At 39.0% G+C, this 16,601-nt stretch carries 16 protein-coding genes and 1 pseudogene; 3 read left to right on the top strand and 14 right to left on the bottom strand.

From position 1 onward, the window contains the following. Positions 1 to 36: 36 nt before the first annotated feature. Positions 37 to 819, top strand: a complete 783-nt coding sequence (locus tag IMO47_RS16290; protein WP_196077168.1) for a helix-turn-helix domain-containing protein — start codon at positions 37 to 39, stop codon at positions 817 to 819. Positions 820 to 875: 56 nt separating this feature from the next. Here IMO47_RS16290 and IMO47_RS16285 read toward each other — a convergent pair whose 3' ends face one another. From IMO47_RS16285 to hemE, 4 genes are all read right to left on the bottom strand, one after another. Then, complete coding sequence (locus tag IMO47_RS16285) at positions 876 to 2,807, bottom strand: DUF4105 domain-containing protein (protein ID WP_196077169.1); 1,932 nt, start codon at positions 2,805 to 2,807, stop codon at positions 876 to 878. Between the two features lie 164 nt (positions 2,808 to 2,971). Further along, the gene (locus IMO47_RS16280; protein ID WP_004828916.1) at positions 2,972 to 3,442 is read right to left on the bottom strand and encodes a DUF3015 family protein; all 471 of its coding nucleotides are present in this window, start codon (positions 3,440 to 3,442) and stop codon (positions 2,972 to 2,974) included. Positions 3,443 to 3,579: 137 nt separating this feature from the next. Next, entirely contained in the window at positions 3,580 to 4,392 is an 813-nt protein-coding gene (locus IMO47_RS16275) for a DUF817 family protein (RefSeq protein ID WP_196077174.1), read from the bottom strand. Between the two features lie 21 nt (positions 4,393 to 4,413). Next, positions 4,414 to 5,487, bottom strand: a complete 1,074-nt coding sequence (gene hemE / locus IMO47_RS16270; RefSeq protein ID WP_196077170.1) for a uroporphyrinogen decarboxylase — start codon at positions 5,485 to 5,487, stop codon at positions 4,414 to 4,416. Positions 5,488 to 5,759: 272 nt separating this feature from the next. Here hemE and IMO47_RS16265 point away from each other — a divergent pair, with 272 nt between their 5' ends. Next, positions 5,760 to 6,989 (top strand): L,D-transpeptidase family protein, encoded by a 1,230-nt coding sequence (locus IMO47_RS16265; RefSeq protein WP_196077171.1) that lies wholly within the window; start codon positions 5,760 to 5,762, stop codon positions 6,987 to 6,989. Between the two features lie 171 nt (positions 6,990 to 7,160). Continuing rightward, on the top strand, positions 7,161 to 7,850 hold the full coding sequence (locus IMO47_RS16260; protein WP_196077172.1) for a pirin family protein: 690 nt from the start codon (positions 7,161 to 7,163) through the stop codon (positions 7,848 to 7,850). A gap of 100 nt (positions 7,851 to 7,950) precedes the next feature. On the opposite strand, the gene IMO47_RS16255 is transcribed toward IMO47_RS16260, so the two are convergent. The 10 genes and pseudogenes from IMO47_RS16255 to rutD form a co-directional block, all read right to left on the bottom strand. Then, a complete protein-coding gene (locus tag IMO47_RS16255; RefSeq protein WP_196077173.1) occupies positions 7,951 to 8,703 on the bottom strand; it encodes a class II aldolase/adducin family protein in 753 nt (250 codons plus the stop codon). 287 nt (positions 8,704 to 8,990) lie between these two features. After that, positions 8,991 to 9,230: a hypothetical protein gene (locus tag IMO47_RS16250; RefSeq protein WP_005032456.1), complete on the bottom strand. Its 240-nt coding sequence runs from the start codon at positions 9,228 to 9,230 to the stop codon at positions 8,991 to 8,993. Between the two features lie 199 nt (positions 9,231 to 9,429). Beyond that, complete coding sequence (locus IMO47_RS16245) at positions 9,430 to 10,329, bottom strand: NAD(P)-dependent oxidoreductase (protein WP_196075765.1); 900 nt, start codon at positions 10,327 to 10,329, stop codon at positions 9,430 to 9,432. A gap of 16 nt (positions 10,330 to 10,345) precedes the next feature. Continuing rightward, positions 10,346 to 11,704 carry a pyrimidine utilization transport protein G gene (gene rutG, locus IMO47_RS16240; RefSeq protein ID WP_196075764.1) on the bottom strand — a complete coding sequence of 453 codons (1,359 nt, stop codon included), beginning with the start codon at positions 11,702 to 11,704 and terminating at the stop codon, positions 10,346 to 10,348. A gap of 24 nt (positions 11,705 to 11,728) precedes the next feature. Continuing rightward, a pseudogene (gene rutF, locus IMO47_RS16235) lies at positions 11,729 to 12,217 on the bottom strand (NADH-dependent FMN reductase RutF); the annotation flags it as partial. Between the two features lie 172 nt (positions 12,218 to 12,389). Continuing rightward, the gene (rutC, locus tag IMO47_RS16230; protein ID WP_196075763.1) at positions 12,390 to 12,773 is read right to left on the bottom strand and encodes a pyrimidine utilization protein C; all 384 of its coding nucleotides are present in this window, start codon (positions 12,771 to 12,773) and stop codon (positions 12,390 to 12,392) included. An 88-nt stretch (positions 12,774 to 12,861) separates the two neighbouring features. Next, positions 12,862 to 13,641: a pyrimidine utilization protein B gene (gene rutB / locus IMO47_RS16225; protein WP_196075762.1), complete on the bottom strand. Its 780-nt coding sequence runs from the start codon at positions 13,639 to 13,641 to the stop codon at positions 12,862 to 12,864. Further along, positions 13,638 to 14,753 (bottom strand): pyrimidine utilization protein A, encoded by a 1,116-nt coding sequence (gene rutA, locus IMO47_RS16220; RefSeq protein WP_196075766.1) that lies wholly within the window; start codon positions 14,751 to 14,753, stop codon positions 13,638 to 13,640. Before rutA ends, rutB begins: the two co-directional genes overlap by 4 nt. A gap of 332 nt (positions 14,754 to 15,085) precedes the next feature. Continuing rightward, the gene (locus IMO47_RS16215) at positions 15,086 to 15,673 is read right to left on the bottom strand and encodes a malonic semialdehyde reductase (protein WP_196076260.1); all 588 of its coding nucleotides are present in this window, start codon (positions 15,671 to 15,673) and stop codon (positions 15,086 to 15,088) included. Further along, positions 15,673 to 16,470, bottom strand: a complete 798-nt coding sequence (rutD, locus tag IMO47_RS16210; protein WP_196076259.1) for a pyrimidine utilization protein D — start codon at positions 16,468 to 16,470, stop codon at positions 15,673 to 15,675. The genes IMO47_RS16215 and rutD overlap by 1 nt, the downstream gene beginning before the upstream one ends. Between the last annotated feature and the right edge of the window lie 131 nt (positions 16,471 to 16,601).

The following is a 16,601-nucleotide window of genomic DNA, read 5'->3' as shown; positions in this document are numbered from 1 at the left end:
AATTTATACACAAAAAAATATGATGTGATTTAACCCATGGATGAAAAAAATGCTGCGATCACCCAGAATCTAATACCGATAAAGAGAAATTCACTCGCCCATCAAAATCTGAGATTTGCTTTAATTGCATGTAAAAATGACTTAATCAATACCGCCTCATTGGCTTTAATCACCATACAAATTTGGGATGTAGATAAAGATTTGTACTGGTGTACTTCATGTCCCAGTCAATTGCCGACACACCAACGCATAGACTATCCTTTTGAATCACGAAATGAATATGTTTATAAAGCTGCTATTCTCGATTTAAAGACTAATCACATCTATGGGGAGGTGATTTTATTTAACCGTTTTAAACAAGAAAATATATTTGGGCCATTGGCAGCAACACAGTGTGCAGAGATGATCTCACAGAAAATAAATGATGAACCTAAACGGTTTTTATCCATCCATGCCTATTCAAGCCCATATGAAATAAAAATCAATCATCATCCCGTACTTTTAACACCTCGACAATTTGAAATTATCTGTATTTTAATTCTCAACCCAATGGGTCTAAGCTTAGAGCAATTACACCTTTACCTGTATGAAGATGAAAATATCAGCCTCAATACACTAAAATCTGAAATTTCGTATTTAAAAAATAAAGTTGGTGAATTGATCTGCGCAAGAACTTATCAAATTCAGGCTCAAGTTTTTGCGGACTTTAAACAGTTTGAGGAAGCCCTTGATGCGGGTTATCTCGATACAATCCGAGCGCTTGATCAAGGCGATTATTTTGCAAAATGCAGAAGTCCTTTTTTACGCAACTGGCAATAGATTCTTCGAATTCGAATCCAAAACCTACTGGGCTAATTTTTCGAAGGTTTTAATCGCTAAAAATAGTGAACATAACCCAAACCGATCTTTTGCCAGTCTATTTGATTTTGCTGCTGATATTCCCATTTTAGGTTTAGACTATTTTGTGAATCCAGTGCGTACTGAAACATGCCGTTCACCCGTAAATTCCACTGACTGGAGTCTTGCCAGTACGGTAACTCAACTTGAACCACACTGTTCAGCCGTTCTGACCAAATATTTTGACAGCCTAAAGTCGGACCTAAACCTATCCGCCATCCATTATCCAATGATTTTCCTGCTTGCAACTGAGTTTGCAGCTCTGCATAACACAAATGCTTTCGGTCATCATCTGCAATGGTATAACCAGACTGCGCTTTTGTACTTATTACGCCGTGCTGCTGTTGGTCTGTAAACCGCCCATTCTGAATTGCTTCTTGTTGCCAACCCAAAGTAAAGCCCCATGTTATTGGTGTTTTAAAAGGGGTAATCGGGTTATAGGAGTTCACCGTGAGTAAATCAAGATGTTCAAGCTTGAAACGATCATTTCGCCACTGTACCGCACCATCCAAGAACAGTAACTGCGTACCTGTCCGGAAACCACCTTGCGGATCGGTTAATTCATGATAAGCCTGTCGATGACCAATCTCGGCATATTTGTCCCCTTGCACCTCACCTAGAGCAACCGACCATTTACGTGCATCATGTCCTTTGACTGGATTTATCTTAGGTTCAGAGGGCGCTTGACGTTGCTTTGCAATTGAAATCTGACTGCGCAAACCAAGCAGCTGTCTAAAGCGTGGCTGGGTAAAGCTTGCATCGACTTGTCGCGCCACAAACTGCAAATATAAATCGTCATACGCCATTTCTAAAATTTTCGCCTGATCTGCATCACTATAGGAAGCTATTGCTTGAGGCATCTGTTGCGGCGCTAGCGATGCAACTTCATGTGCGATCTTAGCCAGGGGATGACCATGCTGCTTGGCTTGCGAATTTAATTGTGTTTCTAATGCAGGACGATATACGGTTTCTCGAATTAATCCTTGTTGATCAATTGCCTTGATGGTTTCAATCGGGATGGCAGCATAAGTAAATTTTTTTCGTAAATTCGAATTGGGACGAACAAGATCAAGTAAACCAAGCAATCGATAAGCGCAATTGTCACTGACAAAATAATAAGGAAAGCTGACTTTTTGCATTTCCCAAATATGTTTGACTAAAAATGCAGTTTCCTCTGGATTTAAATTGAGTTCATATTCCCAAAGATCCCTACTTTCAAAATCACCATATTCTTTTACTTTTCGATAATACGGCATTAATGAATATTCACCTGGATATTTTCCAACCAGACCTTTCCACGCATACGACCAGTTGTCATCACTATTGACGGTGGCAGCATAGTTAATTGCATAGGATACCAAATTCAATTGCTTCTGATCTTTTGGATCAAGCCGAAGTAAGGTATGTCCAAACATTGAACTTGGATTTCCCATAAAATCCGTCGCATAGATCAAGGTGGCTTTATAAGGTTTGATTTGTCCAAACCATTGATCAAATTCCGGACAAGAAATAACAGGTAACTGTTGTTCAGTAATATTTAACTGCTGCATCAACCACTGGCTTCGGGCAGGAAATTTACAGCGAATGGATTGATTCGGTTCAGCCTTTTGGAACAATGCTTTGATATCGGCATCCAACTCATGTTGAATATTGGTTCGCCCATCTGGCGCAAAAAAATATCCTGAATAGCTGACTTCACTTTGATAGCGCTTTTTTTGATTTGATCCATGTTCAGCAGTGCCCTCAGCATAAAGTAAACGTTTCCATGTTACCTGTTCAGCCAATTGTTTTTGTTGAGCAAGCTGTAAATATTGCGCTAAAGTCTGTTGTTCTAATGTTGGTATTTCTGCATGCGAATGAATGGTCAGTAATGTACTGAATATGCTAAAACTAAGTGCTAAGTATTTCATTCAATCATCAATTTATCATGGTTATAAAATGCGGTAATTATAAGTTGGGATCAACTCACGACTTTCCCTGTTTCATGTAGCTTATCTTGTTTCATTTTCAATCATATATTGAGCAGTAATTTTGAATAAAAAAACCCTGCACCAAAGCAGGGTTTTTTTCTGGCTTAAACGTAAGCTTTTAAAACAGCATCATTTGCCATCACTTGTTGAAGTGATGCCAATACCTGTAGAGAATTTTGATTTTCTACTGAATAGATATTGGCAAAGTTAGATTTAGCCACAGCATAGAAATGTGCCTTATCAGCATCTTTAACATTTAACAAAGATGCAAGTACAGTTAAGCTTTCACCTTGTCCTACAGCCATATCACGTGCCAGTGATTCAGAGTTTTCATTCGTGAAAGTAACCACTTGCGCAGTCACTTTGCCATTACCATTACAACCTAAAGTACCAAAAGTAATACCGAGTAACTGGTTAGTAAACAGTCCATTGGTCGTTGCTGCGAGAATTTTAGGTACTTTACCCGATTGACCCGCCCAAACTTGAGAACCCACACCACAACCGACGTCTGGATCAGCCATCGCAACACTTGAACCCGCAGCCAACACAGCAGCTAAAGCGATTTTTTTTAACATATAATTCTCCAGAATTGTCATATGTATTATTTTAGATGCAACATATGCAAATTGTTATTTTCAAATTTATGTAACTACTGTTACACCCACGTAGATTTATCACATAAATTCAGATAAGCAAATCAAAATTCGACAACTTAGAAATTATTTATTGTATTTTTGAGCACCCAGCGCCCATTTTTATTTCGATCTCCAAGAATTTTAAGTACCAACACTAAACTGAGGAGGAGCAGCAAATACCAAGAACCCAGCTTGCCCCACCCCACCATATGCCAAGCATCCACTTGACTCGGATATAACCATATTTTGTTAAAAGTACTAATATTTTCAGCAATCCAAATAATAAATGCCAAAACAATCAAGACAGGCAACACAGGTAGTTGTACTTCATGCTTTTGTAATTTAAAACAAATTTTGGTTTTCCAAAAAATCACAATGCTCCAGATGAAAAGTACATTTCGAAAATCTGGAATAAAGAATTTGCTCATAAAATTGAGATATGACAATACCGCCAAACACAACATTGTGCCAAAACGTGGCAGATTAAAAAAAGAAACCTGATAAAGACGAAGTGAACGAGCAAAAAAACTTCCTACTGCTGAGTACATAAACCCTGCAAACAAAGGCACAGTTAAAACTTTAAATACAGCAGGTTGTGGATATTGCCAAGAAGCAATTTGCGGATGAGTCAAGAAAATCTCCATGCCCATTGCCATAATATGGAACAATGCAATGACTTTAGCTTCCGCCCATGATTCCAATTTTAAATACAGCAAACAGACTTGAATCATCAGTGCATAAAACAGTAGATAATCATAACGGAAAAAACCGTAAAACTCTTGGCTTCCCATTCTCGCTGTGACCATAAATGCAATCAGCAACAAGATACCAAATAAGGCAGCGGAAGCTGCCTTATGGAGAAATTCAAACAATGCTTTAAAGTAATTCATCATATGAGCAATAACAAATACTTAACCTAAATATTTCGCACTGTACTCATGTACAGTATCAATAAATACTTTCGGATGGTCAGGATCGACCCACTGGGTAATGCCATGACCTAAATTGGCGATATAACCTGTTTTTTCAGCATTCGCATAGGCATCATCCAACATCGCTTGCGTTGCTTTTTCAATCGTCGCTGCCGAACCATAGAGGGTCGCAGGATCTAAATTACCCTGTAGTGCTGCTCGCCCATTGACTGTTTGACGCGCGACATTCAAAGGTGTTGTCCAATCTAAACCGAACGCATCTGCACCAGTCGCGATCATTGGTTCCAACCATTGACCACCGCCTTTAGTAAATAAAATTACCGGCACTTTACGCCCTTCATTTTCACGTTTTAAGCCTGCGACAATTTTGTGCATATATTTGAGTGAAAATTCTAAATATTCGCGATGTGCCAATGCTCCCCCCCAACTGTCAAAAATTTGAACAGCCTGAGCGCCTGCCTCGATTTGTGCGTTTAAATATTCAATCACGGCGTCAGCGAGACGGTCTAATAATGCATGTAAGACTTCGGGTTGCGCATACATCATCTGTTTGGTAAAACGAAAGTCTTTGCTTGAACCACCTTCAACCATATAGGTTGCCAATGTCCAAGGACTGCCTGAAAAACCAATTAAAGGCACTTGACCCGCCAATGCAGAACGAATCGTTGAAACTGCGTTCATCACATAAGCAAGATCAGACTTAGCATTGAATTTTGGTAGGTTTGCGACATCTTGTTCTGTGCGTACAGTTTTATGAAATTTAGGTCCTTCGCCTGTTTCAAAATAAAGACCTAAACCTAAAGCATCAGGTACTGTCAAAATATCTGAAAATAAAATTGCAGCATCCAATGCATAACGCCGTAACGGTTGTAAAGTCACTTCACAAGCAAATTCAGTATTTTTACAAAGAGAAAGAAAATCGCCTGCTTTAGCACGTGTTTCACGATATTCTGGTAAATATCGTCCCGCTTGACGCATCATCCAAACTGGTGTGGTATCTACTGGTTCACGCAATAAGGCACGTAGAAAACGATCATTTTTTAAGGTCGTCATTTACTTTCCCAATCAAATATTAAATTCGCTCCATCATAACAAAAAGGTTCCGCCGATATTCATTTCTTGAAAATTTTTCTCAATAAAGTTTTGAGCTTATTGATTGGGACAACAATTTTGTATACGAAAACAAAACAAAACTCATCTGGGACAAAAAAGTCTATAGAAAAAAATGATTAACACAAAACAAATACTGCAACACATTATAAATTCTGTAATACTTAAGCAGATTTTTAGTCATAAATTATGAATAATTCTTAAGGTTGATCTACATGTTCGTTCGCTCAATTCTTGCTTTGAGTTTAAGCTGTGTATTAACAGGTACAGCATTTGCTGCATCTACAGCTGAGCAACCGCTAACGCCTAAAAAAGTTGCTGCTCCTGTTGAAGATCCTATTGATCCACTTGCCATTGACAGTTCTGCTTCAAGTGTAGAAGCACAGATCAGTCCGCAAGAGCAGCAAGATTTAGACAAGGCAGCCAATACGCTACAGAATTTAGAAAAAACTGAAGATAAAACTTCGGGTACGGGTATTGCACCTTCTGCACCTCAAACGACGCCAGCAAAAGCGCCGGTCAATCCAAATGCACCTAAAGCAACTTGGACTTTAGACGGAATAAATAACGCACAATGGTATGAAAATATTGGCAGAGGACAGTTCCCTGTTTATGCGCGTGCACATGTCATGTTGAATAATGCCCATGCTTCTCCTGGTGCAATTGATGGTTCGAGTGGTATGAACACCCTGAAAGCCATTGCCTCATTCCAACAAATGAATGGTATTAAACCGACGGGTGAATTAACCAAAGAAACTTGGGATGCGCTGGTGGCTCAACAAGGCAATAAGCCAGCTTTTGTTGAATACACCATCACCGCTGAAGACTTAAAGGGTCCATATGCAAAATCAATCCCGCATGATTATGCCTTACAGGCAAAAATGCCAGGTTTGTACTACACACGTGTGACTGAAATGTTGGGTGAAAAATTCCATATGGATGAAGATTTCTTGAAGAAACTGAATCCAAAAGCGAACTTCAACAAAGTTGGTGAAAAAATTGTTGTGACCAACATCCGTAATGAATTGCCTGAAAACATTCATTTGATCGTTGCCCATAAAGGTGCCAAACAGTTGTATTTGTTTAATGCACAGAACCAAATGGTTGGCTCTTTCCCGGCAACCATCGGTAGTTCAGATACGCCTTCACCAACAGGTACATATAAAGTGACTGGTGTAGCACGTAACCCTTGGTACAGCTACTCACCGAGCAACTTTGTACAAGGCAAGAACTTGAAACCCCTGTCCTTACCACCTGGTCCAAATGCACCTGTAGGTAATATCTGGATTGGTTTAAGCAAAAAATCATTCGGTATTCACGGTACACCAAACCCATCTGCGATTTCTAAAACTGCATCACACGGTTGTATTCGTTTAACCAACTGGGATGCAAATGATCTCGGTAAAAAAGTAAAATCAGGTGTTACTGTTAAGTTCCTTGAATAATCAAAGGCTTTAACTATAGAGAACCAGTGCTTTTGCACTGGTTTTTTATTTACAGCTTCCTTAAGTATCGTTGCAAAAACAAAACAATGTGTTGTAATTTCATTGTTTCATCTCAAATATTTAAATATTAAAATCAACACATGTTAAAAAATAAAGAATTGGAGATTGGAGATGAATACTTTTTTACATCGCAGTGAAAACCGTGGTCATGTCAAAATGGGTTGGTTGGACACCAAGCACAGCTTCTCGTTTGGTAGCTGGTATGATCCAAAATATATGGGTGTAGGCTCTCTCCGTGTGATCAACGATGATACGATTGCCGCACACAATGGCTTTGGTACTCATCCTCACGACAACATGGAAATCTTGACCTGTGTATTGAAAGGCACTATTTCACATAAAGACAGTATGGGAAATGAACGTCATATCAATGCAGGTGAATGGCAATTGATGAGTGCAGGTACGGGGGTACAACATAGCGAAATCAATCAAGGTGATGAAGCTGTCCATATGCTTCAAATCTGGGTAATTCCAAATGTTCGTGATGCCGAGCCAAACTATCAACAAATTGAACGTGATCCTAAAAAATCACCTAATGAATGGCAATTGATTGTCGGTCCAAATGATGATGCTCCCATGCATATTCGTCAAAATGCTGAAATTAAAGCAGCATATTTGGAAAAAGATCACAGCCTGCAAGTTAAAGCGACTCAAAAATTTAACTATGTGCATGTGATCGAAGGTGAGATTGATATTGCCGGTCAAGTACTTAAAGCAGGCGATGCTTACTTGTTTGATGAAGATTCAACACTCACAGCACATGAAGATAGCCAATTTATTTGGTTTGACTTAAACAGCTAAACCTGTCGAGATAAAACCTCCATATATAATCTATGGAGGTTTTTTTATACGATTTCCTTACCGCTGATTCATCTTAGTCCAGCATGGGTATCGCCGCCACTCAACGGCAATAGTCCTTTTTCTGATCTTTAATCAATGATAAAGCAGCGTTCCAAGCCGCATTAATAATCGGCTCAGCAGCATCACTTTCAAATTGCTTCACAGTATATTCTGAAACCTCTTTGCTCGGATAATGTAGTTTTGAACTGCTCATGGCTTTAATCTGAATCTGGCAAGCACGTTCAAGAAAATAAATCTCATGAAATGCTCGAGCTATGCTATTCCCTGTTGCCAATAAACCATGATTTCGCAAGATCATACAACGATGGTCACCCAGGTCTTTAACTAAACGCTCACGTTCTTCAGTAGAAAAAGCAATCCCTTCGTACTCATGATAGGCAATATTGTTATAAAACTTCAGTGCATGTTGGGACAAAGGCAACAGACCTTTTTCTTGTGCAGAAACAGCAATACCATCTGCTGTATGAGTATGAATCACGCAATTAATCTGTTCATTGGCATGATGCAAGGCTGAATGAATCACAAACCCGGCAACATTAACCATCTTGCCTTGATCACCTTTAGCTACGATATTGCCTTGATGATCAATCTTAACCAAATCAGAAGCGGTCATTTGATCAAAAGTCACACCATAACGATTAATGAGAAAATGATCAGGTTCATTGGGAACTCGTAAACTTATATGGGTATCAATCAAGTCTGTCATTTTGAAATGTGCAATTAAGCGATACAATGCTGCCAACTGACAACGCGCTTCCCACTCTACTTTTTGAATATACTTGGGCCGTTTCATCCTAAAATCCGTTTAGTATCAGTGAATCTTCATTCATTTTTAATCAGTGTTTGCCACTTCACAAGTTTAAATTCGTGAATGGCGAGTTTAAGTATATACGCGCATTGAACGCATATAAAAAATCCAAATCAATATGAATCTATTAATTTGGATCTAAAATTATTAATTATCATATTTTATTGTTATTTATTTTTCTTCATCGTTATTCTATAGAACATCATAATAAAAATATTCTTATTATTTTATCGAGTTCTTATAAATATCTTTTTTATTTTTATACAACCTCACTAGACACTAAGCTGATAGAGCAGTTTTTTACCCTTAAAAGTTAAATCCTTAATAAAAACAATATTTTTATTATCCAAATATGAAATAGCATCATCAATCTCAATATAATTTTCTTCAATCAGCCATGTAATATCGAGTTCATTTAAATCAACCATACCGACTAAAGAAATGGCTCGATTTTTATTATGTTGGTTTTGAATATTTTTTAAAACTTCGCGTACTTTAATTAAATCATTCATATTTTAAATCTCATCGTGCTTACAGGTTCTATTATATGAATTGGGAAATTGATTACTAGATATAAAAATGCCCTGTGCGACAAAAATTGTCGCATAGGGCATCCCATCTAAAACTATGGTTTGGGCATGTCCCTATTTCAGGAATAGCAGTCAGAAAATTAAACGATCATTTAATTTTCAATACCTGATCATCCCTCCCTTAAAACCGCAGTTGGTAGCCTGTATCCTGTTCCAAACGCTGAATTGCTGCTGAAAAATCCAGGGAAGCCGCCTTTGTTGTTTCGATCTGATCGAAGCAAGCTTGCGTTGCTTGCAGTACTTGGAGTTCAAGTTGACTGTGTCGCATTAAATCTATGGCAATCCCCATATCTTTTTGAAGCAGGTTTAAAGCAAAGGTTCGATCAAATGTACCATTTAAGACCCGCTGTGCAATGATGGTTTCAGACATCCCACTTCGCCCACTCGAATGATTGATACAGCTGAGCGCCGCAGTTAAATCCACTTGTTGCGCTTTTAAAATACTCAGCCCTTCGGCGACTGCCCAAAGATTCACCGCCATTAAGCTATTGTTAACAGCTTTTACAGCAAAACCAGACCCGCTTTCTCCGACGTACTCAATAAGATCAGCAAAGGCTTGAATAAATGGTTTTGCGCGTAAACAAGCATCATGATGACCTGCCAGCATTACGGTCAGCGTACCATTTTCAGCCCCAATAGTTTGTCCTGAAACAGGCGCATCCAAATAATCGATGTTTAACTTTTTTAACCTTTCAGCCAACTGGAATGCTGAACTGGGAACACCACTGGTACAATCCACCCAGATGCTTCCAGGCTTTAAATTTACACTTGCAATTAAATTTTCAACATCTGTACTGGTCGGTAAACAAGAAAAAATGATATCTGCCTGTACCGCTGTTTGTAAATTTACAGCGATCGTTCCAAACCTTTGCGCATGTTGTTGTGCTTTTTCAAAATTTCGATTCCAGACTTTCACAGTTTTACACACTTTTGGCAGATGTGAGGCCATATGCCATCCCATTGCACCAAGCCCTATGAATGCGACTTGGAACAATTCATCATTCTGTCTATTCTTTGTCATCACACTCATTTCCCTTTTAAGTGCTAGGTGTAAATGACTTGATGCTTTCATCAGGTCCATTTTGTACTGCACCTGATGGCTTTTCAGCACGATTGAGAAATAGATTTAGAATAATCGCTGCCAAGGTGGCTGTACCAATACCGCCGAGATCAAATGAACCTATATGTACACTGAAGTTACCTGCTCCCATGATCAGGCTTACAGCAGCAATAATCAGGGTGCTGTTTTTAGTAAAGTCGATTTTGTTATCTATCCAAATTTTTGCGCCTGCCACAGTGATTAAACCAAATACTACAATGGACGCTCCGCCGAGTAATGCAACAGGAATGGTGCTGATGACCGCGCCAAATTTAGGTGACAACCCCAGTAAGATGGCGAAAACACCCGCAATCACGAATACCGTTGTCGAGTAAATCTTAGTCACCGCCATCACGCCAATATTTTCAGCATAAGTGGTCATCCCTGTTCCCCCCACAGAAGCAGATAAAGTGGTGCAAACACCATCAGCAAAAAAAGCACGCCCCATATAAGGTGATAAATTTCGTCCAGTCATGGCGGAAACGGCTTTGAAGTGACCTAAGTTTTCTGCAACCAGAATGATGGCGACAGGTGCAATCAAAAGCATTGCATTGGCATTAAATGTAGGGGCTACAAAATGCGGTAAGCCAAACCAAGCAGCATTATTGATTGCTGAAAAATCAATGGCTTTGCCTAAACCCATAACATTGGCAAGAATAAAGTACAAGACATAGGCACAGACCAAACCCAGTAACAGCAAAAGTCTACGCATCATGCCTCGAGTAAATACAGCAATGATACTAATACACGCGATTGTGAGAATTGCCATCCAAGTATCAAATGAATTGGCTGATACACTTTTAATGGTCACAGGTGCAAGGTTTAATCCAATGATCATTACAATTGCTCCAGTAACGATCGGTGGCATCAGTTTTTCTATCCAACCTGTCCCTGTTTTCATTACGATTAAACCTATCGCAGCGTAAACCAAACCACAGGCAATGGTTCCGCCTAAAGCCAGTGCAATATTGGGATTTGTTCCAACACCCGCATAACCTGTTGCAGCCGCTACAGCACCAATAAATGCAAAACTAGATCCAAGATAACTCGGCATTCTCCCACCCGTCATGAGAAAAAATAAAATCGTGCCGATTCCAGTAATGAATATGGTTAAGTTCGGATCAAAACCCATCAATAGAGGGGCTAAAACAGTTGCACCAAACATTGCAAAAGCATGTTGCAAGCCCAGAACGATGCTTTTTCCTACAGGTAAATATTCATCGATCTGTACAGGTGTTTGATCTAAATTTCCTGTATAAGGTTTAAATGAAGCAAACCACGGTTCTTTTGTCGCCATTTTTTAATTCCCCATATCTAAAAATCAACATACATTTTGAGGTTCACAATAGTTACGTTTAAAATAAAGAAGCGCATTTAAGTCTGGATTGTGCCGTATCGCTTTGACTTGGCAAAACAGCACATCATGGCTTCCTACGGATTGACTTGAAACAACTTCACAATCAAACGAAATCAATGCACTCTCTAACACTGGCGATCCAGTCACCAGTACACTCCAGTTCGCTTGTGCAAATCTTTCCTGCATGGGTGTTTTCCCACCAAATAAATTCGATAAATCTGCTTGATTTGATCCCAATGTATTGACACAAAGAACTTTATTTTCTGAAAATGTACTGTAAACAGAAGAAGAACGATTTAAACAGACCAATAAAGTGGGAGGAGTATCAGTCACACTGCATACTGCGGAAGCTGTAAAACCGGCTTGTCCAGCAGTACCTTTCGTGGTAATCACATTGACTGCTGCGCCTAAATTGGACATCCCCTGTCTGAATAACGTCTGATCGATTTCTAAATGAACTCTTGCTCCAGTGGATTGAGTAAATTCAATTATTTCACCAGTGACTGTATTTGTGGGTTTGATCATTTGCATCATGGCTCTCCTACCCCAATGCGCAAATGTTCAAAGGGGTTAAAATTTTCTTTGAAAAATAAAATTCACGTGATCAATAAAATTGAACGAAGGCTTATCCCACATGCGCGATAGAAGCAATTTCAACGAGGGCATCAGGTTTGACTAATCCCACCTGAACACAGTAGCGTGCGGGTTTATCGTGGGGAAAATATTCAGCATACACAGTATTGACCGCAGCGTAATCTGCCCAGTCTTTGACAAAGATCGAGTTAAAGGTAATGTCATCCATGGTGCCACCCGCTGTTTCTATGACCTTTTTGATGGTTTCTAAAATATGCCGAGTCTGTCCTGCTGCATCGCCGACGTAAACTACATCATTATTTTCATCAAATGCCAAAGTGCCTGAAACATAGACAATATTGTCCGCTTTGGTTGCAGGAACATAAGGTGCGAGTGGCTTTGAAGTTCCTGCCGGGATCACGACTTGTTTAGACATTTAAAATTCCTCATTTTTATAAAACCCATCTTCGCCATAGAATGAATCAACAACAGATGGCAAAAATTTAAAAATCGTTTAAAAATACTTATGCTGATTGATTCAAAGCTACTGTAGCTTCTGGCTGGGATTGAAAAGCCTCTACAAAAGAAACAGTATCTGACACCCATCCAAAAAAAGTTTTAATGTTATACAAAGCAGCCCTTTGAGCTTCTTCTGGTCCTGCCTGATAACAAGCATCTTTTAGCGCGACGCCAAAATATTCCAAAAAGAAGCCATCCCTTAATGTTGACTCGACACAGACATTGGTTGCGATACCGACAAAAACCAAATTTCGAATACCACGTGCACGCAACATGCTATCTAAAGCGGTGTTAAAGAAACCGCTGTAACGTGGTTTTTCAATGACAATATCTTGTACTTCAGGTTTTAACTCATCGATCAATGCAAAATCCCAGCCACCTTTCGCCAATAATTTGCCTGCTAATTCTGGTTTTTGACGCATGGTCTTTAAGGCATTGGATTTATGAAAATTCGGAGAACCTAAACCGCCTGCTTCTTGATATTGAGCGTCCCAGCCATTTTGAAAATAGATCACTTGAATCCCCGCAGCATGCGCAGCATCCACCGCTTTTTTGATATTTGCGACCACAGGTTGAGTTTTTGAGACATCAAAGCCTGCGAGATCTAGATAACCACCAAGCGAGGTATACGCATTCTGCATATCGATCACAATAAGTGCGGTATGCTCAGGGGCGAGCTGAATCGATTCAGGTTCGGCTTTTAAAAGTTTGCCTGTACCCGCTTGTGAGGTAAAATCGGCACAAACAATGTTCGGAACAGCTTTACTTTTTTCTATTATATTCATGCGCTTTTCTCCAAAATGGTCGGGCTTGGTTCTTGATAACTGGCAACAACGGCTTCTCGACTTTTCATCAAAGGTTGAATACGCTGACCAAAATCCTCTACACCTTTTACAAAATCATCAAAAGTTAACAGAATCCCTTCCGTACCCTCTATTTCGGCAATTTCATCCAACATACCGGCAACATTTTCATATGCCCCCACGATCGTGCCCATATTGATGTTTACTGGCGATACGCTTGACGCCATTTGACGAATATTGGTATCTGTACCTGAAGTTTGATCTTTACCCCCTTGGTTCATCAGCCAGTTAATGGCTTCTACATCCGCACCTGCGTTGTAATTTTTCCATTTGTCCATCGCTTCTTGGTCTGTTTCTGCTGCAATCACCATAAACAGCACATAAGTTTGAACTTTACGCCCTGTTTGGTCGGTATATACTTTTAAACGGTCGTTAATTTCAGCATAAGCCGTCGGTGTATTCAGTCCTTTACCAAAAACGAAGTTGTAATCTGCATATTGTGCCGAGAACGCGAGACCCGTGTCAGACTGACCTGCACAGATAATTTTCATGTCTGCTTGAGGTGTTGGTTTGACTTGGCAATCATCCATTTTGAAAAATTCACCTTTAAAATCCGACTTTCCTGTTGCCCATAGCTCACGTAAAATTTCGACATATTCCGACAGATAATCATAACGTTTGGCAAAATAATCATCCCCTGGCCACATGCCCATTTGCGTATATTCAGGCGGTTGCCATCCAGTCACGACGTTTAAACCAAACCGTCCATTTGAAATTGAATCAATGGTTGATGCCATCCGCGCCACAATTGCAGGAGGCATTACCAAAGTTGCGGCCGTCGCAAAAATTTTAATTTTGCTGGTGACAGCAGCAAGCCCCGCCATTAAGGTAAAAGTTTCTAAGTTATAATCCCAAAATTCTGTTTTACCGCCAAAGCCGCGTAATTTAATCATGGAGAGTGCAAAATCAAATCCATAATATTCAGCACGCTGTACAATCTGTTTATTTAACTCAAATGTTGGTTTATATTGTGGAGCATTTTCTGAAAGCAACCAGCCATTATTTCCAATTGGACAAAATACACCTATTTTCATCATTAAACCTCACTGCATAAAAAATATTCTAATTAACGCACTTCGCCATAAACTAAAATTTAGACGCCTTTATTTTTTTAATAATGCATAGTACATGCCACTAAATTTATATTATTGTTTATTATATTTAATTTTATTTTTTTATTTTTTATTTTACCTTTTGGTAAAAAATATGATTCACATTCCTCAATTACCCATATACTAAAATGGTGCAAAATGCGCTGAATTAGATCATTTTTCAATACACCTAAATTAAATACCCATATCAAATAAAGAAACCGTATCAAAAAATAGATACGGTTTGATTTAATTCATTATTATTTCAACATTATTTATAATATCCTACACGCTTCCTCAAAATCCAATCTCGGTAATCTTGAATATATTTTTGTATGATCTCCATAACCAATATTAATAATCATATTAATCTTATCATTCGTATCTTTAAAAAAAGCGTCATTTACTTTTTGAGGATCAAAGCCTGACATTGGTCCCGTATCTAATCCTAAACTCCTGCAAGCTAAAATCAAATAAGCGGCTTGCATTGAACTATTGCGAAACGCTGTTTCTTGGGTAAGTTCAGGGCTGGATGTAAACCAGGACTTCGCATCGCTATGCGGAAATAATTTAGCAAACTGATCATAAAACCTTTGATCTGTGGCGACCAATACGGTTAAAGGAGCCGTCATTGTTTTTTCGATATTTCCTGACGACAATGCTGGTTTAAGCAGGGCTTTTGACTCAAAAGTGGTTAAAAATACAAATCGCGCAGGACAACAATTGGCTGAGGTAGGTCCCATTTTAACCAGGTCATAGAGTTGGTGAATTTGTTCAGCTGAGATTGGTTGATTTAACCATCCATTGTGTGTTCTGGCCTGATTAAATAATTGGTCTAAATCTATTTTCTTTTGATTTTTCATTATCTTTTCTCCTTTAAGTTTTTAATCAACAGATGATTGAGTGTTTTACTGTCTGTGATTGTTGATGCATGTGCGCCATAGTCCAATACAGTTAAGTTCCCATGCCCTAATGCTGCTTGAAGATCATGAGTTTTTTGATAAGGCACCAGAAAATCATCTTTATTGGCAATGTAATACAAGTCTGTATTCGATAAAGCCTGTTGATGAACGTCCAAGATTTTAAATTCCATCAATGCTTTCAATCGTGTCATTACATTGTTGAATGGAGGAAAGTCCTGCAGACCTAGATTCTCTATCTGTTGAATTTCCTGGTGATGTTTTGAGATATAAGCAACGGGATAAAGAAACAAAGCTTGTGCACGTACATAAGCTTCTGCCCCAGAATCTTTTAATAAAGCGATTCGAGTCTCAAAGCATTTTTGTGTATGGGGATCCAATGTATTCCAAGCATTGATCATGGTCAGACTCAGTAAAGAAATAGCCGTATTTTGCACAAGCACAGCCAGTTCAGCTCCAATCATTGCCCCTAAGGCATGCCCAATAAAGTGGCATTGACTGATTTTGTACTGCTGCAGAATTGCCAGTACTTGTTCAGCCATATTTTGAGTGGAATAGGATTGAGGTAAATGTGCAGAATCTGCATGACAGCCGTGTTGATCATAGACCAAGACATGAAAATATTGAGTAAGCGAATCAATCTGCGGTTGCCAGAATGTTGCATGCCCCCCTAAACCTGAAGACAAAATAATAAATTCGGCGTCTGATCTGGCGTTACAAGGATATATTTTCTCGTTCATTTTTTACCATTCGATAAATTAATTAATTTAACGACAGCAAAAAATATGCCGAAGCGAGATCTGTAAATTGTGTTATTTTTAAATTATTGAAAATGATTGCCAGAAGTAATCATGCGAATAAACAGATAATG

Origin of the sequence: Acinetobacter sp. Res13-Abat-PEC15-P4-01, from assembly GCF_015676285.1 — a bacterium.
Classification (GTDB): Bacteria; Pseudomonadota; Gammaproteobacteria; order Pseudomonadales; family Moraxellaceae; genus Acinetobacter; species Acinetobacter nematophilus.
The sequence above is the reverse complement of the archived record's forward strand: the minus strand, read 5'-3'. Positions and strand labels throughout refer to the sequence as shown.

Bases quoted from the DNA above. Each gene is read 5' to 3' on its own strand.
- IMO47_RS16290 (WP_196077168.1), top strand. From the start codon at position 37: ATGGATGAAAAAAATGCTGCGATCACCCAGAATCTAATACCGATAAAG.
- IMO47_RS16285 (WP_196077169.1), bottom strand. From the start codon at position 2,807: ATGAAATACTTAGCACTTAGTTTTAGCATATTCAGTACATTACTGACC.
- IMO47_RS16280 (WP_004828916.1), bottom strand. From the start codon at position 3,442: ATGTTAAAAAAAATCGCTTTAGCTGCTGTGTTGGCTGCGGGTTCAAGT.
- IMO47_RS16275 (WP_196077174.1), bottom strand. From the start codon at position 4,392: ATGAATTACTTTAAAGCATTGTTTGAATTTCTCCATAAGGCAGCTTCC.
- hemE (WP_196077170.1), bottom strand. From the start codon at position 5,487: ATGACGACCTTAAAAAATGATCGTTTTCTACGTGCCTTATTGCGTGAA.
- IMO47_RS16265 (WP_196077171.1), top strand. From the start codon at position 5,760: ATGTTCGTTCGCTCAATTCTTGCTTTGAGTTTAAGCTGTGTATTAACA.
- IMO47_RS16260 (WP_196077172.1), top strand. From the start codon at position 7,161: ATGAATACTTTTTTACATCGCAGTGAAAACCGTGGTCATGTCAAAATG.
- IMO47_RS16255 (WP_196077173.1), bottom strand. From the start codon at position 8,703: ATGAAACGGCCCAAGTATATTCAAAAAGTAGAGTGGGAAGCGCGTTGT.
- IMO47_RS16250 (WP_005032456.1), bottom strand. From the start codon at position 9,230: ATGAATGATTTAATTAAAGTACGCGAAGTTTTAAAAAATATTCAAAAC.
- IMO47_RS16245 (WP_196075765.1), bottom strand. From the start codon at position 10,329: ATGACAAAGAATAGACAGAATGATGAATTGTTCCAAGTCGCATTCATA.
- rutG (WP_196075764.1), bottom strand. From the start codon at position 11,704: ATGGCGACAAAAGAACCGTGGTTTGCTTCATTTAAACCTTATACAGGA.
- rutC (WP_196075763.1), bottom strand. From the start codon at position 12,773: ATGTCTAAACAAGTCGTGATCCCGGCAGGAACTTCAAAGCCACTCGCA.
- rutB (WP_196075762.1), bottom strand. From the start codon at position 13,641: ATGAATATAATAGAAAAAAGTAAAGCTGTTCCGAACATTGTTTGTGCC.
- rutA (WP_196075766.1), bottom strand. From the start codon at position 14,753: ATGAAAATAGGTGTATTTTGTCCAATTGGAAATAATGGCTGGTTGCTT.
- IMO47_RS16215 (WP_196076260.1), bottom strand. From the start codon at position 15,673: ATGAAAAATCAAAAGAAAATAGATTTAGACCAATTATTTAATCAGGCC.
- rutD (WP_196076259.1), bottom strand. From the start codon at position 16,470: ATGAACGAGAAAATATATCCTTGTAACGCCAGATCAGACGCCGAATTT.